This is a genomic window from Brevibacillus fluminis, assembly GCF_003710825.1.
GTDB lineage: Bacteria > Bacillota > Bacilli > Brevibacillales > Brevibacillaceae > Brevibacillus_D > Brevibacillus_D fluminis.
This window is the reverse complement of record NZ_RHHQ01000029.1, coordinates 1-18,835: the sequence shown is the minus strand read 5'-3', so window position 1 is coordinate 18,835 and position 18,835 is coordinate 1. Positions and strand designations below refer to the sequence as shown.

Sequence of the window (18,835 nt, the reverse complement as noted above, 5' to 3'; positions counted from 1 at the left end):
GGTAGAAAATACGGAAAACGAAAAAGCCGCCCATCATGTGGCAGCTTTTCGTTCCGTTTGCTGGAGCTGTTTATAAAACATGTCGTAATAGATGCCTTTTTGTGCCATCAGCTGCTCATGGCTTCCCTGCTCCACGATTTCGCCGCCATCGATCACCATGATCGTATCCGCCTCGCGAATCGTGTTCAGGCGGTGTGCGATGATGAAGCTCGTGCGGCCTTGCATCATTCGTAGCAGCGCCTCCTGTATATGAACCTCTGTCCGCGTATCGATGCTGCTCGTCGCCTCGTCGAGAATCAGAATGGACGGCTGGGCCAACATAACGCGCGCGCTGGCTAGAAGCTGCCGCTGTCCTTGGCTCAAATTGCCCCCGTTCTCGGACAGCATGGTGTCATACTTGCGCGGAAGCCGTTTGATAAACGCATCGGCATTCGCCAGTACCGCTGCTGCCTCCACTTCTTCATCAGTGGCATCCTGCCTGCCGTACTTGATATTTTCTTTGATTGTGCCGGAAAACAGGTATGTGTCCTGAAGCACGATCCCAAAGCCTTTACGTAAGCTGTCGCGCGAATAACGGCGAATATCCTCGCCATCGATCGTTATGCGCCCCTCAGTTACATCGTAAAACCGAGTCAACAGATTGATGATGGTCGTTTTGCCAGCGCCGGTCGGACCGACAAATGCCGTGCTTGTGCCTTCCCGGGCAACAAAGCTGATGTTTTTCAATATCGGGGCTTCTGGTCGGTAACCGAACGAAACGCGGTCAAAAACGACTTCTCCTTTCGGCTCGCTCATCTCTTTTGCGTCCGGGGCATCTTCCGTCTCCTCGCTCTCATCGATAACTTCAAAAACCCGCTCTGCGCCAGCTACCCCTGATTGGAGTACATTGTAAATATTCGCAATGTCATTGAGCGGTCGGACGAACTGACGGGAATAACTGATAAAGCTCGCGATTACGCCAACGGTAATCATGCCGTTCGCTGCCATCGCTCCGCCTGCAAGCGCGATGGCAGCAAACCCGATGTTGTTGATGACGCCCATGATCGGCATGAGAAAACCGGACCAAATCTGCGCCTTGACTCCAACGCGATACAGTTTTTCGTTCACTTCCTCGAACTCGTGGATCGCTTTCTGTTCATGATTGAATGCCTTAACCATTTCCATACCGGAAATCGTTTCCTCGACATGGCCATTCAGTTGGCCAAGTTGCACCTGCTGTTCCTTGAACAAAATGCTGGTCCGCTTTGTGATCGTACGTGCCAGCAGCATGACCAACGGCACGGTGATCAAGCTCGCCAACGTCAAGAGAGGGCTTAGCCAGATCATCATCGCAAGCGAACCGCCGATCGCCACCACGCCAGACATCAGCTGGGCGGTCGCCTGAGAAAGCGTTTGGCTGACATTGTCGATATCGTTGGATAGCCGGCTCATAACTTCACCGTGCCTGTGGGTATCAAAGTAGGAGAGCGGCAGCTTTTGCAGCTTGGTGTACAGAGCGTACCGCAGCTTCGCTACGATCCGCTGCGACACGCCAGCCATCATCCAGCCTTGGCCAAACGTGAGAATGGCATCACCGACATAGACACAGGCAAGCCCGATCAGCAGCATGTGCAGCAGCCCAAACTGTACATGACCCGCTTTTCCCCCGATCGCGTCGACTGCCAGCCCGATCAGATACGGGCCAAATAACGTCAGGACAGAATCGATCAAGATGACGCCGAAAATGACGGAAAGCCAGCGCTTTTCCGTGCCAATGTAAAGCCATAGACGCTTGAGCGTACCTTTCAAATTTTTCGGCTTTTGCACCGGTCCCCCGCGACCTGCACGGGCAAAGCCGGGTCGACCCAAGCCGCTAGGCATCGGCGGCGGTGGAGGAGTATTTGTACTCTGATGGTTTGCTGCCAAACTACGATACCTCCCGTCCGATTTGCGACCGGTAAATTTCCTTATACACGGTACACGCCTTCAATAGCTCTTCATGGGTACCCATCCCGACAACCTGCCCCTGATCGAGCACGATGATTTTGTCCGCGTCTATCACCGAGGTGATGCGCTGGGCGATCATGATGCATGTAAGCCCTTTTGCATATGTCTTAAGCGCCGACTTGATCCGCACCTCCGTCGTCGCATCCAACGCGCTGGTGCAGTCGTCCAGTATCAATATGTCCGGCTTGCGAACCAATGCCCGCGCAATGGACAGCCGCTGCTTTTGACCACCGGAGAAGTTAACACCGCCTTGGCCAATCCGGGTTTGATACCCTTCCGACGAGGAGGCGATGAATGGATGGGCTTCCGCAATTTCGGCAGCCTGTCTGATTTCAGCCTCCGTGGCGTCTTCTTTCCCCCAGCGTATATTCTCCGTGACAGTTCCGGTGAACAAGATTGTCTTTTGCGGTACGACTGCGATTTTATCACGCAGGCTGCCCGTATCCATCTGCGCGACGTCAACGCCATCCACCAAAATCCGCCCCTCGCTGGCCTTGTAAAAACGCGGGATCAAACTGATCAGACTGCTTTTCCCCGAACCGGTCGAACCGATCAAGCCAATCGTTTGACCAGGTAGACATGTAAAGCTGACATTGCGCACAACCGGGGATTCAGGTGAATCCGCGTACGCAAAAGAAACGTTTTGGAAATCGATCCGACCACGCGTCCCATCCTCACTAGACGAGGCTTGCACGCTCCCTTCTGTCCGGTCACTCGCGTGCTGAGCAAAAACTTCGCCGATTCGGCCAGCGGAGGCCCGAGCGCGTACAAACATGGTGAACACCATCGAGATGACCATCAGCGAAAAGAGGATTTGGGTCATGTAGTTGATGAACGCTACGATATGCCCTACTTGCATTTGGCCGGAATCCAAGCGCAATGCACCCATCCACAGGATGGCGATAATGCCGAAATTCACGGTCAGCATGATCGCCGGGCTGAACACATTCATCACCCGCATGGAATTCACCGATCGCGAACGGAACTCTTCATTGTATCCTGCGAATTTTTGCACCTCATAGTCAAAACGGTTGAACGCCTTGACCACTCGTACGCCTGACAAGTATTCTCTCGTGACGCGATTGAGTTGGTCCAAGGCTGCTTGCACTTTCAAAAAGCGTGGAAAGCCCACCTTCATGTTGAACGCGATCAAGATTGCCACCACCGGTACAACAATAGCCAGTACGGTTGCCAGATGCGGATTGAGCCGTGTCGCCATGATCAGGCTGCCGATGCAGATGATCGGTGATTTAACGAAAATCCGCATCAGCCCGTTGGCGAAGTTTTGCACCTGTGTCACGTCATTGGTCAGTCGTGTCACCAATGAAGCTCGATCCAGCTTATCCATGCTCTCAAACGGCAGGCTGAGGATTTTACGGTATAAGTCGGCGCGGAGCTCATTGCCGAATCGCTGCGACACGATGCTTGAAATGAAGTTACGTCCGCTTGCCATCACCGCGCTGCCCGCTGTGATCAAAAGCATCAGGCTGCCCATTTTCAACACGTAATCGGTGCGCTGCTGGACGATGCCCACATCGATGATTTGTGACATGATGGTCGGCAGTAAAAGGTCTGCCAGCGCCTCCATGGTCACGAACAGAACCGCGAGCAGAAACCGCCCACCGTATTTACTTGCATATTTACGTAAATATCCCATCTATACGCTCTCCTTCTCCTTCAGCGAATGCGCCGTATCAGTCGTTCCTCTCTACGTCTTCATCATAATGCAAAAAATCCGTGTTTATCACATAAAGAAGTAAGCATCTGTCGTCTATGTCCTCCCAGTAGCGCCGAGCGATCGGATGATATCGGCGAGGGCAGCGATCCCCTGCTGCAATTCTTCCAGCGAAGCGTAGGCGTAGGATAAGCGGAGCGCACCGAATTCTTGACGATCGTACAAATGGCCGGGGTTGAGCAGGATACCGGCCGAAAGAGCCCGATCAAACAACGTTTTCATTGGGATCGCCTCATGCATCCGCAGCCATACATAAAACCCGCCTGTCGGGTAATCCCAGCTAGCAAGGTCACGGCAATTCCGCTCCAAAGCATTCAGCATACACGCTCGGCGCACGCGCAGCTGTTCACGGATTACAGCAAGCCGCTGGTCGTATGCCCCGCTTGCAATCCATTCGCCCGCCGCCCATTGGGAGAGAGAGCTCGCACCGTAGTCGATCTGCATTTTGATGTCCGCCAGCCGTTCAATGACGGGCTGAGGACCAACGAGCCAACCGATTCGCAAACCTGGGCTTACCGACTTGGACATGCTGCCGAGATAGAGCACATTGCCGTTTTTGTCGCCAGCCTTGATCGGACACGGTGGTCTTTCATCAAGCCACAGGTCGCGGTACACGTCATCCTCGATGATCGGCAGACTCTGCTCGTCGCAAACGCGCAAAAGCTCCTCCCTCCGCTTTGCAGGCATTACGTTCCCGGTCGGATTGTGAAAGGTCGGGATGGAATAAAGAATAGCGCCCTTGAACTGCTTTTGGTAGGCGGGCAAGAGCTCTGCCTGCAAGCCGTCCGGATCCATCGGCACGCCCTGCAGCTTCATACCTGCGGATTGGAACACATGGAGCGAATGCAAGTACGACGGGTTTTCCAGCAGGACCGTCGAGCCTTTTTTCAGCAAGCCGATGGCGATCAGCTGCAACGCCTGCAGCGCCCCCGACACGATCAGCACGCTATCTGGCGAGGTCGCGATTCCCTCTTTTTTAAGACGCTGGACAATCTGTTCGCGCAAAAACGAATCGCCTTTTGCCTCCTGATAGCCAAGTGGGATCGGTCGTGCCGCTTGTCGCGCAAACAGCTGCTGCATTTGTTCGCTTGCGGGCAGAAGGCTGGGGGAAAGCTCCCCGGTTCCGAGCCGGATGATTCCCGAACGGAATTCGGCGTGGTTGATCTCCTGTATGGTGGGCAAATTGGGCGGATGAATGCCAAGCTCCACATTCGCATTCCAATTGGTTGGCGAGACGGAGGCTAGCAAACTCCACGTCGTGTTGATCACACGCGTCCCGCCTCCCGTATTGCCCGCAAGCAAGCCTGCCGCCGTCAGTTCATCCAATGCCGCCACGACAGTGCTCCGGTTCACATCAAACGCTTGCGCCAGCGCACGCTGCGACGGCAGCTTGGTACCGATCGTCCATTCCCCGTTGACGATCTTTTCTTTGATGAATTGCTCGATCTGTTTTTGGATTGGGACAGGCGAAAAGCGGTTTGGCTTCCAGTCGACCGTAATCATCAGCGATACTCCCCTCTATGGTTGGTTTCTTCTGACCGTTGTACATAGCTGAATCGCATGCGTACGGTTTTAGAAAGCTTTTCTTTCGTGCGTATACTCCTTTCAATTATAGCAAACTTGGTTGGGTGAGAAACCATCCATTTGGACGGAGACAAACGGCCCGTTTTTTTTTACACTTAAGACCGTACTGAACGAACAGGAGGTTTGATTTACCGTGTGGACGATTATTTTTCACGGCATCGTTTTATCTTTCGGCCTTATTTTGCCGCTGGGTGTACAAAACGTTTTCATCTTTCAGCAAGGAGCCTATCAGCGCTCGTACTGGCGCGCGTTACCAGTCATTTTGACAGCTTCGCTGTGCGATACGCTTTTGATTACACTGGCAATCACCGGTGTGTCGGTGTTGGTTCTCGCCAGTACCTGGGTAAAGACCATCTTGCTCTTGGCCGGTTTTGTGTTTCTGGTTTATATGGGCTGGATCACGTGGAACAGCAAGCCCCGCATGATCCAGGAGGAAAAGGAAGTCTACTCATGGAAAAAGCAGATCGCCTTCGCCGCTTCTGTCTCGCTGCTCAATCCGCATGCGATCCTCGACACCATCGGAGTCATCGGCACCAGCTCGCTGCAGTATGCGGGACAGGAACGCTGGGCCTTCGCCATTTCCTGCATCGCCGTGTCATGGATCTGGTTTTTTTCACTAGCATTGGCAGGTCGCTTGGTCGGCCGGATCGATTCGTCGGGTAAACTGATGGTCGTGCTCAACAAATGCTCGGCAGTGATCATTTGGGCCGTTTCGCTGATGATGCTGTGGACGCTTTTTGCGTCATAATAGAATTAAAAGGCCGGCTTCTCTCTTTTGGGAGAAGTCGGCTTTTTTGTTACTACTATTGCTTGTAGGCGTTTTGCAAAATCGTCATATAATCATCCGACGTAACCGTTCTGACATTGCTTGGCGTCGAGCCGTTCAGCATGGAAAGCTCCACGATTCGCGGGAAGTCCGCTTCACACACGCCTGGCAGTTCGCGCAACGACGGGATTTGCAAGCCTTTTGTCCATTCCTCAATCCCGGTAATCAGCTTGTCCACTGCCGTCTGTTCATCATCTTGGTCTTGGGCAAAGCCCATGATGCGCGCAAGCCCTGCATGCATCGGCTTGTTTTCCTCGGCGTTGAAGCGCAGGACGTGCGGCAAAAAGACAGCATTAGCGACGCCATGTGGCGTATCGTACAAGCCTCCCAACGCTTCCGCGAGGCAATGGACAGCGGCCACATCTGCTGAGCCGAAGCACAATCCTGCAAGCAAGCTTCCTTCCATCATCGCATAGCGCTCTTCCGCATTGCTGCCATCCTGAAAAACTAGAGGAAGAGCGGGAACAATCGTCTGCATCGCACGGGCGCCAAGCGCTTGGGAGATCGGGTTGGTCACCTTACAGGTATAGCCTTCAATCGCATGGACCAAGGCATCAACGCCGGTTGCTGCCGTTACGGAAGCGGGAACACTGAACGTAAGCGCCGGATCGAGCACAGCCAAAACAGGGCGCAGCGCCGCGTGCTTCAGTGTCATTTTGCGATGGGTCGATTCTTCCGTAATCACCGCCGAGCGGGTGACCTCCGATCCGGTACCCGCTGTCGTCGGCACGCATATGATCGGGGCTACCTTTTCATAGACTCGCTGTCCATCCGCGTAATCAGCTGGGGTGCCGCCATTGGGTCCGCACAGTGCGATCGTTTTTCCCGTGTCCATCGCGCTGCCACCACCGATAGCCACCACGGCTTCTGCACCACTTTCGCGGAACAGTTCCGCGCCTGCTAAGCAATCCATATCGCGCGGATTTTGTTTGAGCGCATCAAAGACGGCAACACGGTAGCCCGCCTTTTCAAGCGCAGTCTGGATCGGTTCAACAAGTCCGGCGCGGATAACGCCGGGGTCGCTAACCAGCAAAAGGGACGTTCCGATTGATAGAGCTTCCAAAAGCGCTGGCAGCTCTTTCGTTTTCCCCAGTCCCATTTCAATTTGAGTCGCGCAATGATAACGATAGGAATTCATCCGAACCTCTCCCTTGTTTGTATGGCACGATCGCCCTTTTTTTATTTGCGCATAAAGCCTTTTCCTTCCAAAAATGATTTCATATGCATACGTGTTGGTTTTGCCAAGCGATCCCCCATGATTTCGGACCACGGGGTCGACTTCTCGCCGCCTGTCCGCTCGCGCAAGTACGCGACCATCGTTTCATCGTAGTGTTTCACCTGCTCAACGGTTTTGGCTGCGTCATAGGCATCGCGGTGCAGCACAGCTTCTTGCGGAAGGCGTGGTCGCTGGCCAGGCTGCTGGTCCGGATAGCCTACGCACATGCCAAACACCGGATAAACCAGCTCCGGCAATTCTAGTAGCTCAGACACCTGAGCAATTTGGTTACGGATGCCACCGATATACACGATGCCAAGTCCCATTGACTCCGCCGCCACAGCTGCATTTTGCGCTGCGAGGGCTGCGTCCATCGAGGCGACGAGGAAGTTTTCCGTTGAATCTTCATACGTATCGTTGCCTTCCGTATAGGCAGCGGTGCTCACTTTCAACCGATACAAATCGGCACACCAAACGAGAAAAACCGGACACTCCACGATGTACGCCTGATTGCCAGCCAAACGAGCCAATTGCTGTTTCTTCGCCGGATCGGTCACGGCGATGACGCTGTATGCCTGGACGTTGCTGGAGGTTGAAGCCATTTGCGCAGCCGCGATCATCGTTTGGAGTTGTTCTTCAGTCAGTTGCTGTGTGCTGTATTTGCGGATGGAACGGTGGTTCATCAGTAGTGAGATCGTTTCGTTCATCTGGTTCACTCCTATCGGGATGCTTGTCTTTTTTTTTATGATAGCAGAGTAGATGAAGAGGCTACAATTGTGAGGGTGTACGGAAGTATACTAGCTGTAAAGTCGTGTGATGTGTAGCAAATGAAACCACCTTAAAGTAGCCTCAAATTTGTCTGATTTTTTTGCTGATCGGGAGATTTCTGAAATATATTGGCGATAATACCTATTAGGAAAATAAGTAAATTCCAATAGGAGAGGAAAGAGATTTTACAATTGATGGAACGACATGTGCGATGAAAGTAGCCCGCACGGTGTAGGCTCGTTATAAAGCCGAGATTTAGAGAAAGCGGAAGACGAGAATAGCGTTTTAGTACCACCAACCGTTACGTTTTCAGGGACAGTTCCTCAAGGAGCGCCCATTCTACTCAGTTATACGGTTAATGAGGACTGGAGATCTAAAATCCAAAGTTTCCAATACATACCGATGGTGTAACATTTACTGATATTACTCCTGCCACATCAACGATATTGGTATTGTTACAATTTTCGTAATGCTACCCTTTCCAGCTGGTACTTACACGATCCGAATCAAGGCTACTTGTTACCAAAATATGGACAATACAGTAACGGTTGGACCACCAGTAATTTAAATAACTTTTTACCTCACCTATCTTGGTATGGTATTTTTTTCACCGTTACTAACGGCTTCTCTTGTACTTTCCAAAATTACCGTTGTGTTAACTTGAAATTGTTGTAAACTGGTAATTATCATTTGTTGCTAAAACGACTGAAATGTGAAGCGTGTTGGCAACCTGATGCCGAGATTAGCCTAGAAGCATTTGAAGATCTTTCAACTTACCTTGAAAGAAAAGGTACAAATTATAGAGACTGCAATTTATTACGTCTGGGCTACAATTGGTACATTTCTTGACTACTTTCAAAATACACATTTAGTAAATATCAAATTTCGACAGCAAGCTGTGTGCTATAATTTCCCAAAATAAAGCAAACGGAGATATCCTAATGAATCTTATTCTCAAGGAAGTAACTTCTGAAAACTGGGAAGAATGCATTGAGTTACAGCCCCGTGAAGATCAAAAACAATTTATCGCCTCAAATCTATATTCCTTGGCACAGTCAAAATTTTTACCGAATTTCGAAACACTTGCCGTGTACAAAGATGAAATAATGGTTGGATTTGTGATGTTTGGGATAGATCCTGACGATTCGCAATACTGGATTTATAGACTTATGATCGATTCCAGTCACCAAGGCAAAGGTTACGGAATTGAAACCATGAAACAGGTAATTGACAGAATCAAAGCAAAGCCTGATACCACACATATCATGGTAGCCTATCACCCTGACAACCAAGCAGCTGCCACTCTATATCAAACATTAGGATTCAAAGTTCTTGGTAAAGCTCCATGGGGTGAAATTATGGCACGCCTTTCGTAAGTTGCCTAAACATAATGAGCATTGTGTTAAACTGATTGATAGTAGATCTTTACTCGTTTCTTTGGTGAATCCCTAAACCCTTCGTACGAATCTTGCCTCATTGCAGCTCAAAAATATTACTTACCTAGATGAGGATTTTACTTAATTGAGATATCGTTAAATACGTTCGTATTCTTCTGCTACCCTTCCCTTCACCTTAATGACAGATCGTCAGTCTACATTTTCATACTGCCTATTATATATTTTTTCACCAACCACCAAAAGCCAAGCAAAAAAAACCGTAATTGGGACTATTCATATACTGTATGAAACTCGATCTTATTGAAAGAGTTATTTCAGGATCAACGAGCTTTGAACAATTTTTAGGTAATGCTTGCAGATTAGACATTTACTGCGATATTACAAATAGGATTAATTACCTTTTTGAGATCTCCTCCGCACCGGCTGCCCCCAACACCTTCCGTTTTTGGGGTTCCTTCATTCTGGTGCTGCTCCCGGTGTCGTGATGATAAGCAATAAAACGTGGAAAAACTGGTACAACGGCTGGATTGATTAATCTAATCGACAATACCCACTGAGCCAAGTGGATGAACCACATCGCAATGCCGATACCAGTCGTAAATGAGGAAATGTAATCATCGCTACTTCTTTGACCTCTGGATTTGCACATTCTGCAAACATCTGCCAAGTTTTGGGTATTATTAGGAGGTTAACTATGTTGAGGAAGAGTACAAATTCAGGTAGAAGGTCTGCAGTAATTACTGGAGCGTTATTAATCAGCGGGTTGGTTACAGGTATATTTAGTGTTGTTCCTGTTATAGATGGAGCAGACTACCTTGTCATGGCTTCTAAAAATGAAAATCAGGTCCTAACAGGAGCGTTTTTCCAGTTGTTAATGGTTGTTGCATATGTTGGTATTCCTATTTTGATGTATCCGATAGTAAGTAAGCATAATAAAGGTTTAGCTCTTGGATCTGTTGCTTTCGGCATCATTGCGGGTGTGTTCATTATTATTGGTGTAATCATTCTTCTGTTACTATTGACAGTAAGTAACGAATTTGCACAATTCGGAACTCTGAATGTATCGTATTTTCAGACCTTGGGTGGATTGTTACGGGAAGGACGTGATTTGGTGAACCATGTGGCAACGACACTGGCATTTGTTTTGGCTATGTTCTTGTTTAACCGCATATTTTACCAAACCAAATTAGTTCCACGTTGGTTGTCAGTTTCGGGTCTTATTGGGTCTACAATGTCCATATTGGCAAGCTTATTATTTATGTTAAGCTTCATTGGTCTAGATGCAATCTACTTGATGTTGAACATTCCAATAGCCTTTCAACAATTGGTTTTGGCTTTATGGCTAATCATGAAAGGATTCGACCCAACGGAACAGGATACTATATCCAATTAAGTTGGATGCTCGAAAGAAGAAGGTGTAACTGAAATGAATAAATCAGAAAGTTTTTGGGATAAAACAACTAAACATGTTGCCCGTAGTTTAATGATCTTCAGTCAATCTAGAAATTTTTTCAACGGAAAACAAACCTGCTAAAAGCCCCTTTTTTGGTGCCAACAGCAAAATAACAGTCTAGGGAGTGGAAACATGGTCACTTGTTATTTGAAATATGTAATCGATCCATACCAAGTTGATGTTTTTGAAGAGTATGCAAAAATGTGGATTCCTCTCGTCAATAAGTTTGGCGGACATCATCACGGTTATTTTCTACCTCATGAAGGGGCCAATAACATCGCCTATGCCCTTTTCAGCTTCCCAAGTTTGGCTGAATACGAAGGCTATCGCAAGAAAATCCTTGTCGATGAAGATTGCAAGAAAGCGTTTACCCTCGCAGAAAAAACGAAGTGCATTATCAGCTACGAAAGAAGTTTCCTACGCCCAGTACTTGAATAAAACCTTACTATCTAGCCCATCTTATGAAGTCAACATTTAGGGGGTGTCTCAAATGAAGTTATTTCCTCAGACATAGAAAAGTTGAATGCGAGGAGTTATATGTCATTTGAGATTATAGAACGCCCCCCTGCACTTGACGAGTTTCATCAGATGTGCGTTTCGGTTGGTTCGAGTAGCGCCAATTTAGTTCGTTGCAAGCTCCTCCAATTTCGGAGGAGTTTATTTTTTCCAATTTATCAGTATAAGCAGCAGGTTAACTGCCCCTGTACGCGCAGCTGCTTTCAGTAACGATTGAGACAAAACCGATCGCGCATTGGAAGTAATCTTGATTGAAATGGTCATACTACCATCAGACTTCCAATTGGAGGGTAAATGATGGGACCCGATTTTCATTTTCTTGAAACAATCATAAAAACACTCTCCGGATTCGTCGTTATCTTAGTTCTAACAAGAATTCTCGGGAAGAAACAGCTTAGCAATGTGACTTTCTTTACCTACGTAACGGGTATTACCATTGGATCCATTACCGGCACTATGGTGATCGAACAAAATGTCAATTTTTACGAAGGTCTTCTTTCTCTTTCTTTGTGGGTGCTACTAACCATTTTCGTAGAATATGTAAGCCTGAAATCGACTAAAGCAAGAGTTTTATTGGATGGCCAGCCGACAATTGTAATAAAAAAAGGTGAAATCCTGGAAGAAGCGATGGCTCAAAGTAGGCTTAACATGGATGATTTGAGCATGATGCTGCGGAAAGAGAACGTTTTTTCGATTAAAGATGTTGCCTATGCGATACTCGAACCGAATGGCCAACTAAGTATCATGAAAACGAAAGGTGCTGAGTCTGTATCAAGAGATGACTTACAGATCAAAAAACCAGCCGTGAACGTTTTTCCATCGGAACTCATTGTAGATAGCCAAATTGTTGAGAAGAATCTCAAGGAATTTAACCTGAGTAAGGAATGGCTTTACCAGGAGCTAGCCAAACATGGTGTTCATTCATTAGAGGAAGTCTTTTATGCTGAACTACAAGAAGACGGATCGGTGATTGTCGATAAAAAAGGAAATTCTCGTGAGTATCATCATTAAGTTGTTACCTATCGGAAGCACGCACGGAACATTCAATGTTTTCGGGACAAGTTGATCTGTCGATAGAAAAAGGGATAGCTTTTGTGCTATCCCTTGCTTCATGAAAGCTTTGGAGGAATCGATTCCTCCCCTTTTATACGGCTCTCTTATTTTTTTGCCGAAGGTTTGACTCCATCCGGAATCGGCGATACGTAAGGCGCATGGCCCAATCGCTCTTGCAGCTCGGCTTTCGCTTGCTCGATGCGGTCCGGGTTTTTCAGCATGTCCACCGCTGTCGCGGCGAGCACTTTTCCTGCGTGTAGCATGCCTTTATGTCCGATGGAGGTGCCGCCAATGGCGACCCACTGCCAGGAGTGGAGCGTCGAGCCGTTGACAAAGCAGGCAGTGGTGCACTGTGCAGTCGGCGTAATGCGGCTGACATCGCCGACATCGGTGGACCCATTCAGCGGAACCGTACCGCCGTCATAGGCTGTAAGCCAGTTGACCAGATCGCGGTCCGGCACACCTTGCATGGTGGAGGAGCTTTCCCATTCCTGCTTGGAGAGTGTCGCGCGCACTTCTTTCGCCAATGCCAGCTCTTGTTCGTCAAATTCTGGAACGCCGAGCTCCTGGAAATTCCGATACATCACCTGTTCGATGACCTGGTTTTGAACCAGATCGGAGCAAGCCTTGTCAAACACGATTTCGACCTCTGTCCCGGTCATCAGCGCCGCTCCTTTCGCGATGTTGCAGACACGTTCATAAATTTCCTGAACCTGGCTGACCTTCGGCGCCCGGACCAGATAAAGCACCTCCGCATTGGCTTGCACAACATTGGGGGAGAATCCACCGGCATTGGTGACGGCATAATGAACGCGCGCTTCTTGGATGATATGCTCGCGCAAATAGTTGACGCCGATGTTCATCAGCTCGACAGCATCGAGCGCACTGCGACCCAAATGCGGGCTTGCTGCAGCATGCGCGCTTTTACCTTTAAATTTGAAATAAACCTGATAATTGGCGAGCGAATGCATCGCCATGATGCTGTTATAGCCCATCGGATGCCAGCAAAGCGCAAAATCGACATCATCAAACAGGCCCGCCTTCGCCATGAAGGTTTTCCCGGAGCCACCTTCCTCCCCCGGGCATCCATAATAACGAACCGTTCCCTTGATGTTGTTTTCTTCCATATATGCTTTCACCGCGACCGCCGCGGCAAGGGAGCCGGTGCCGAGCAAATTATGACCACAGCCATGTCCATTTGCCCCTGGTACCTCTGGCTCCTGCACGGAGGATGCGCGCTTCTGGCTCATTCCGGACAGCGCATCGAACTCGCCAAGGATGGCGACAACCGGCTTGCCGCTTCCAAAGCTGCCGATGAATGCCGTCTCGATGCCGCCGACACCGCGCGAAACGGCGAAGCCTTCCTCCTCCAATGTCTTGCAGAGCAGCTCAGCACTGCGAAATTCTTCAAATCGCGTTTCTGCAAACTCCCAAATCTGATCGCTCACCTTGATAAAGGTCTCTCTTTTTTGTTCGATCAGCTCAGCAATGTTTTTCATGTAGTTCATGGTAACTCTCCTCTCCTAACTCGCATGTTCCATTCCAGTGGCAAAATCGCTCGATTTATTTGGCGATCCGACGAGCGATCCGGTCCAGCAGCTCGACCGCACGCGGCAATACCTCTTCCTGGATATCGAACTTGGGATGATGGTGAGGGGCGGGAATATCCGTCCCAATAATCATGTACGTTGCTTTGCCGCCACGCTGCTGCACACGCTTAATCATGAAGCTGCAATCCTCACTGCCGATCGAATTGGCAGCAGTCTCCTTGAAGCTGGTAAAGCCTTCTACTTGCTTTGCTTCTCCGATCGCAAGATGGGCAAGCTCGGAATCATTCGTGATTGGAATCGCACTGCCAATGACTTCAATTGAATGTTCGAGCTCGTGCATGGCTGCGCTGTGTGCGATGATCGTACGCACTCGCTGCTCCAGATCTTGATTGATCTCTTCTGATTCTGAACGCGTCTCGACAATCAGCTTGGCCGACTCTGCGATGATATTGGCAGCTGTTCCTCCTTCAAGAACGCCGACGTTGACGCGAGTATCGGCGGTGCTGAAGCGCGGAATCGCATGGATGTTGAGCAGTGCGGTCGCTGCCCCCAGCAAGGCATTGCGCCCTTTCTCCGGGGTCGCCCCGGCATGGGAAGACACGCCGTAAAAGTGTGCCTCCATTTTGGTTGTCGCCAAAAAACCGGTCGAGCCGCCGTGTACCTCGCCAAGCGGCACGTTCGTACCGAGATGGAAGCCATACAGTGTATCGACATCGTCGAGCAACCCTTTTTGCACAATCGCATAGGCACCGCGTACGCCCTCTTCGGCAGGCTGGAAAATCAGCTTGATCGTTCCAGCAAAATTGCGATCTGCCAGCTTCTCAGCCAAGCCGAGCCCGATAGCGGTATGACCGTCATGCGCGCAGGCATGCATATTGCCTTCAAATGTGGAACGGAATCCTTGCGCGTGCGGGAGGTGGTCGTCATCGGTAGACTCCGGTACCGGCAAGGCGTCCATATCGAAGCGGAACGCTACGGTCGGTCCCGCCTCCTTCCCTTTCAGTACCCCGATAACGGCCGTGTAGCCGCCGCGCATCTGTTCGACGATCTGCAAATTCGCGCCATGTGCAAGCGCCCGCTGATAGGCTTCCTCCAGTTTTTGTTCGGAAGGCACCCCTCTGCGGGAAGCGCCATCCAGCGCATCTTTTCCATAAATCACGTCATATCCGAGCGACTTCAGTATTTCAACCACCCGGGAGGCGGTACGAAATTCCGTGAACCCTACCTCCGGGTGACGATGCAAATCACGTCTGATGGCAATGATGTCTACCATGTAAAACCCTCTCCTTTTTTTCACCAAGCTCTCCTGTTGGTTAGGAGAGCTTTGGATAAACGCCAGGTCCGATTGGCAATCCGAGGAAGTACCAGACGACCAACAGCAATGTCCAACAAACGAAAATCGCGATTGGATACGGCAAAATTAATGAATAGTACGTCCCCAGCTTGGCGTCCTTTTTGTATTCCTGCAAAAAGTTCAGGAACAGCGGAATGAACGGCGAGACGATGGCAAACGGCAGAACGGATGAATCCGCGATCCGGAAGGCCACCTGGGCAAATGCCGGATGATAGCCCAGCGCCATGAACATCGGGACAAACACAGGTGCCAACAGCGACCAGATCGCCGATCCGCTGGCGATAAACATACAGAGGAACGCGGACAAAAACATCAGACCGATGAAAACCGGCGCTCCGGTCAAATTCGTTTTTTCCAGCACATCCGTAATCGACAGGGCAAGAAAGCTACCCATGTTGCTCCAGTTAAAAAAGGCGACGAACTGCGACAGCGGGAACACCATGACGATGAAGCCAGCCATCCCTTTCATCGGTCCGGTCAACAGCTCCGGAATGTCGTTTTGTTTTTTGATCACGCCGATTTTGATCCCGTATGTGATGGAAACCGTCAAGAAAAACAGCAGGATGATCGGCACGATACCGGAAATGAATGGCGAAGGAACGATCGTTCCCAGTTTCGGATCGCGCAGCAGCCCGTTCGCCGGAACGACCAGTGCGGCGATGATTGCGATGAAGAGCAATGCAGCGATACCAGCTGCCTTCAGCGCTTTGTTTTGCTGCTCGGTCAGTTTCTCCAACTGGTGCTTATCAGACGCATGGTATACACCGAGCTTTGGCTCAATGAACTTGTCCGTGATGAACCCGATCAGAGCAGTCAGAAGCAATACCGAGACTGCCATGAAAAACCAGTTGTCCAGCACACTGACTGTGATAGCCGGATTGACTCCCTTGGAAATTTCCGAACTGATACCCGAAAGCAACACATCAGTTGTGACAATCAAAATGTTCGCCGAAAAGCCGGATCCGACGCCCGCGATCGCCGCAAGCAGCCCTGCGATCGGATTGCGCCCGACCGCCAGAAAAATCAGCGCTCCGAGCGGCGGCATGATGACGAAGGTCGCATCAGAAGCGATATGGCTGAAAAACGCGATAAATGCGACAAGGTAGCTCGCATAACGCGCGGAGACGCGCAACGACATTTTTCGGATGACGGTCTCCAGAAGCCCGACCTTTTCGGCCAGCCCTACCCCAAGCATCAGCGTCAAAATGGACCCGAGCGGCAAAAATCCGGAGAAGTTTTTGATGATGTTGGGGAAAATCCATTGAAGCCCTTCTTTGCTAAGCAAGTTTTTCACGTGAACCGTTTCGTTTTTAATCGGATCGACAGCCGTCACGTTGAAAATCGATAAGAAAGCTGTCAGAAGCATCAAAATGACGATCAAATACACGAACAGCATGAATGGATTGGGCAGCTTGTTCCCTACTCGCTCGACCCATTTCAAAAGTCCTGTTGCTTGTGAGCCTGTATCTTGCACCTTTGCGTTTACATGTCCGACGCTCATCGCAATCCCCCTAACCCCAAATCAGATTCCTTTGTTTTTACGTTTCTTGTTTTTAAACCGGGTTTTGTTCTTTGTAAACGATTACAAGAAAAGAAAAAATGCACGCGCTGCTTTCGTGAGTATCCCCTGTTGTCAGCATTCCCTCCCAACACAATTATACGAATATAAAGAGAAATTTTCGTTAAATAAATTATATGGTCTTAGTAAAAGAATTTCAACATATTTATAATTTTTTGTTTTCCGACAGATGAAAAACATGGATGGGACAGGCGTTATTTCAACTAGTCAAAGAAAAAAACACCCGTTTCGGTCGGGTGTTTACGGTCGTAAGCTATAAATTTTTTTGGGTCTGCCTCGCGAGGATTGGAGTTCTTCTCCTTTGGTATAGGCCAGTCCAATTTCACTCAGGCTACCCATGATGCGTTGAACGTTTCGTACGGTCATCGCAAGCTGAGAGGCAACATCAGACGAGGTAAAGGTGTGCCAGCCCATGCGCTGAACCAGCGCCTCGATTTTATTGTACGTTTTGATGCTGACATTCGCTTTGTTCAGCTTGGCTAAAAGGTCAGGGTCAACGGAGCGCGCCATATACGCGAGCTCCTCTTTTTCCCCGACTGACTCGATGATGGCGCCGTCTTCCTGCACGATCACGATGTTCATCTCTTCCTTGCCTTTTGCATGCTGTATCGCTTTGCGTGCATGGCTTTCCGCTGAATAGGCCGTATCGCCAAACCCGATTCCCACTGCGACGGGAACTTCTGCTTCGAGGGAAAGCTCGTGCACAGTGCTGCGCAGCATAGCGATTTCCCGCTCGATGGCACCGCGCGAGCTGAAAATTTTGTATCGTCCGTTCCCGCTTTCCATGAGCGATCCGTCCACTTTTTCGCATAAGCGCAAAAGCGATTGCCTGATTTTTAATTCCAGATGCTGCAGATGATAGCGCGCATGGGAGCGCTCCGCGATCTCATCAAAGCCTTCGATCTCGATGATTTCCACACCGATTTGTGTGTCTTTGAAATATGAGCTTTTTGCCTGTTCGATCACCATTTTCATCGTTTGCCTGATTTCCATCTTGGTCATGAGCACCCGGTACACCGGCATGCCTTCGCTTCGCAAAAGGCGTTCCACGGAGTGCAGTGTCGTAAAAGCACCTTGTGTCTTGCCTGCGTGCCACAGCTGCAAATGCGACTCGGCAATCGCCTCAGGGTCGTACTGGTCATCATAGGTGATCAGATGAGTCTCTTCCGCAGGTATCCCCAGCTCATTCATGGATTCCTGCAAATCGATAAGTTCTGTATAGACCATGTCCACTGATACGTTATGGACCACTTGCTTATGATCAAAGGACATTTGTAAAAAACACCGATACAAATTCGCGCCCGTAAACGGGCAATAGATACAGTTCGCCTGCGAATTGAGCACTTTTTGCGCAATCATATAAGGGACCGGCCCGGAAAAAAACCATCCGTCCATGAATGGCTGATGCTCCTGCACGATTTGGTTTACTTCCTTGGCATCTTCATAAATAAACGAAACAAATTCGATCTCATGCTCGAACTCGTTGGCAACATCCAGGATGCGCCCGACGGAAGGAGCCGGGCCGACAACACCGATTCTGTACATAGCTGAGGTACTCCTAATTGGGTCTTGTTGGATTGATTATAGCAAAAATGAGGGGAGGGGGGAATTATGTGGCGGCCGTCAGGCCGGATTTGGGAAAAAAGCTCGCTGCTCCGCTCTGAACATGCCTGCATCGGAGTGGGAAAGTCCGGCCCCGCGAAAAAAAGGGAAACGTCTTTAGCGCCTCACATCATCTTTGAGATACACCCGCCGCGCAGCGTGTGGCTTTGAGGCGCAGTTTCCCTTTTTTTCGCGGGGCCGGACTTTCCCACTCCG

General features: G+C 49.7%; 14 protein-coding genes. 5 read left to right on the top strand and 9 right to left on the bottom strand.

Annotated elements, in window-relative coordinates:
* Window positions 1-33 precede the first annotated feature (33 nt).
* From EDM56_RS29595 to EDM56_RS29585, 3 genes are all read right to left on the bottom strand, one after another.
* Window positions 34-1,860 (bottom strand): ABC transporter ATP-binding protein, encoded by a 1,827-nt coding sequence (locus tag EDM56_RS29595; protein WP_122921559.1) that lies wholly within the window; start codon window positions 1,858-1,860, stop codon window positions 34-36.
* A gap of 46 nt (window positions 1,861-1,906) precedes the next feature.
* Entirely contained in the window at window positions 1,907-3,643 is a 1,737-nt protein-coding gene (locus EDM56_RS29590) for an ABC transporter ATP-binding protein (RefSeq protein ID WP_122921520.1), read from the bottom strand.
* Between the two features lie 114 nt (window positions 3,644-3,757).
* Window positions 3,758-5,224, bottom strand: a complete 1,467-nt coding sequence (locus EDM56_RS29585; protein WP_122921519.1) for an aminotransferase-like domain-containing protein — start codon at window positions 5,222-5,224, stop codon at window positions 3,758-3,760.
* A gap of 214 nt (window positions 5,225-5,438) precedes the next feature.
* On the opposite strand from EDM56_RS29585, the gene EDM56_RS29580 reads away from it, so the two are divergent.
* The gene (locus EDM56_RS29580) at window positions 5,439-6,053 is read left to right on the top strand and encodes a LysE/ArgO family amino acid transporter (protein ID WP_122921518.1); all 615 of its coding nucleotides are present in this window, start codon (window positions 5,439-5,441) and stop codon (window positions 6,051-6,053) included.
* A gap of 55 nt (window positions 6,054-6,108) precedes the next feature.
* Here EDM56_RS29580 and EDM56_RS29575 read toward each other — a convergent pair whose 3' ends face one another.
* Complete coding sequence (locus EDM56_RS29575; RefSeq protein ID WP_122921517.1) at window positions 6,109-7,269, bottom strand: iron-containing alcohol dehydrogenase family protein; 1,161 nt, start codon at window positions 7,267-7,269, stop codon at window positions 6,109-6,111.
* Between the two features lie 41 nt (window positions 7,270-7,310).
* Window positions 7,311-8,054, bottom strand: a complete 744-nt coding sequence (gene nfsA, locus EDM56_RS29570) for an oxygen-insensitive NADPH nitroreductase (protein ID WP_122921516.1) — start codon at window positions 8,052-8,054, stop codon at window positions 7,311-7,313.
* Between the two features lie 1,002 nt (window positions 8,055-9,056).
* On the opposite strand from nfsA, the gene EDM56_RS29565 reads away from it, so the two are divergent.
* The 4 genes from EDM56_RS29565 (at window position 9,057) to EDM56_RS29550 (ending at window position 12,492) form a co-directional block, all read left to right on the top strand.
* Window positions 9,057-9,491: a GNAT family N-acetyltransferase gene (locus tag EDM56_RS29565; protein WP_122921515.1), complete on the top strand. Its 435-nt coding sequence runs from the start codon at window positions 9,057-9,059 to the stop codon at window positions 9,489-9,491.
* 715 nt (window positions 9,492-10,206) lie between these two features.
* Entirely contained in the window at window positions 10,207-10,905 is a 699-nt protein-coding gene (locus EDM56_RS29560) for a DUF4386 domain-containing protein (protein WP_122921514.1), read from the top strand.
* A 192-nt stretch (window positions 10,906-11,097) separates the two neighbouring features.
* Entirely contained in the window at window positions 11,098-11,403 is a 306-nt protein-coding gene (locus EDM56_RS29555; RefSeq protein ID WP_122921513.1) for an NIPSNAP family protein, read from the top strand.
* Between the two features lie 372 nt (window positions 11,404-11,775).
* Entirely contained in the window at window positions 11,776-12,492 is a 717-nt protein-coding gene (locus EDM56_RS29550; protein ID WP_122921512.1) for a DUF421 domain-containing protein, read from the top strand.
* A gap of 146 nt (window positions 12,493-12,638) precedes the next feature.
* Here EDM56_RS29550 and EDM56_RS29545 read toward each other — a convergent pair whose 3' ends face one another.
* The 4 genes from EDM56_RS29545 to EDM56_RS29530 form a co-directional block, all read right to left on the bottom strand.
* Complete coding sequence (locus tag EDM56_RS29545; protein WP_122921511.1) at window positions 12,639-14,042, bottom strand: M20 family metallopeptidase; 1,404 nt, start codon at window positions 14,040-14,042, stop codon at window positions 12,639-12,641.
* Window positions 14,043-14,097: 55 nt separating this feature from the next.
* Window positions 14,098-15,357: an amidohydrolase gene (locus tag EDM56_RS29540; RefSeq protein ID WP_122921510.1), complete on the bottom strand. Its 1,260-nt coding sequence runs from the start codon at window positions 15,355-15,357 to the stop codon at window positions 14,098-14,100.
* Window positions 15,358-15,397: 40 nt separating this feature from the next.
* Window positions 15,398-16,939, bottom strand: a complete 1,542-nt coding sequence (locus EDM56_RS29535; RefSeq protein WP_122921509.1) for an AbgT family transporter — start codon at window positions 16,937-16,939, stop codon at window positions 15,398-15,400.
* Window positions 16,940-17,257: 318 nt separating this feature from the next.
* The gene (locus tag EDM56_RS29530) at window positions 17,258-18,562 is read right to left on the bottom strand and encodes a hypothetical protein (RefSeq protein WP_122921508.1); all 1,305 of its coding nucleotides are present in this window, start codon (window positions 18,560-18,562) and stop codon (window positions 17,258-17,260) included.
* Window positions 18,563-18,835 lie beyond the last annotated feature (273 nt).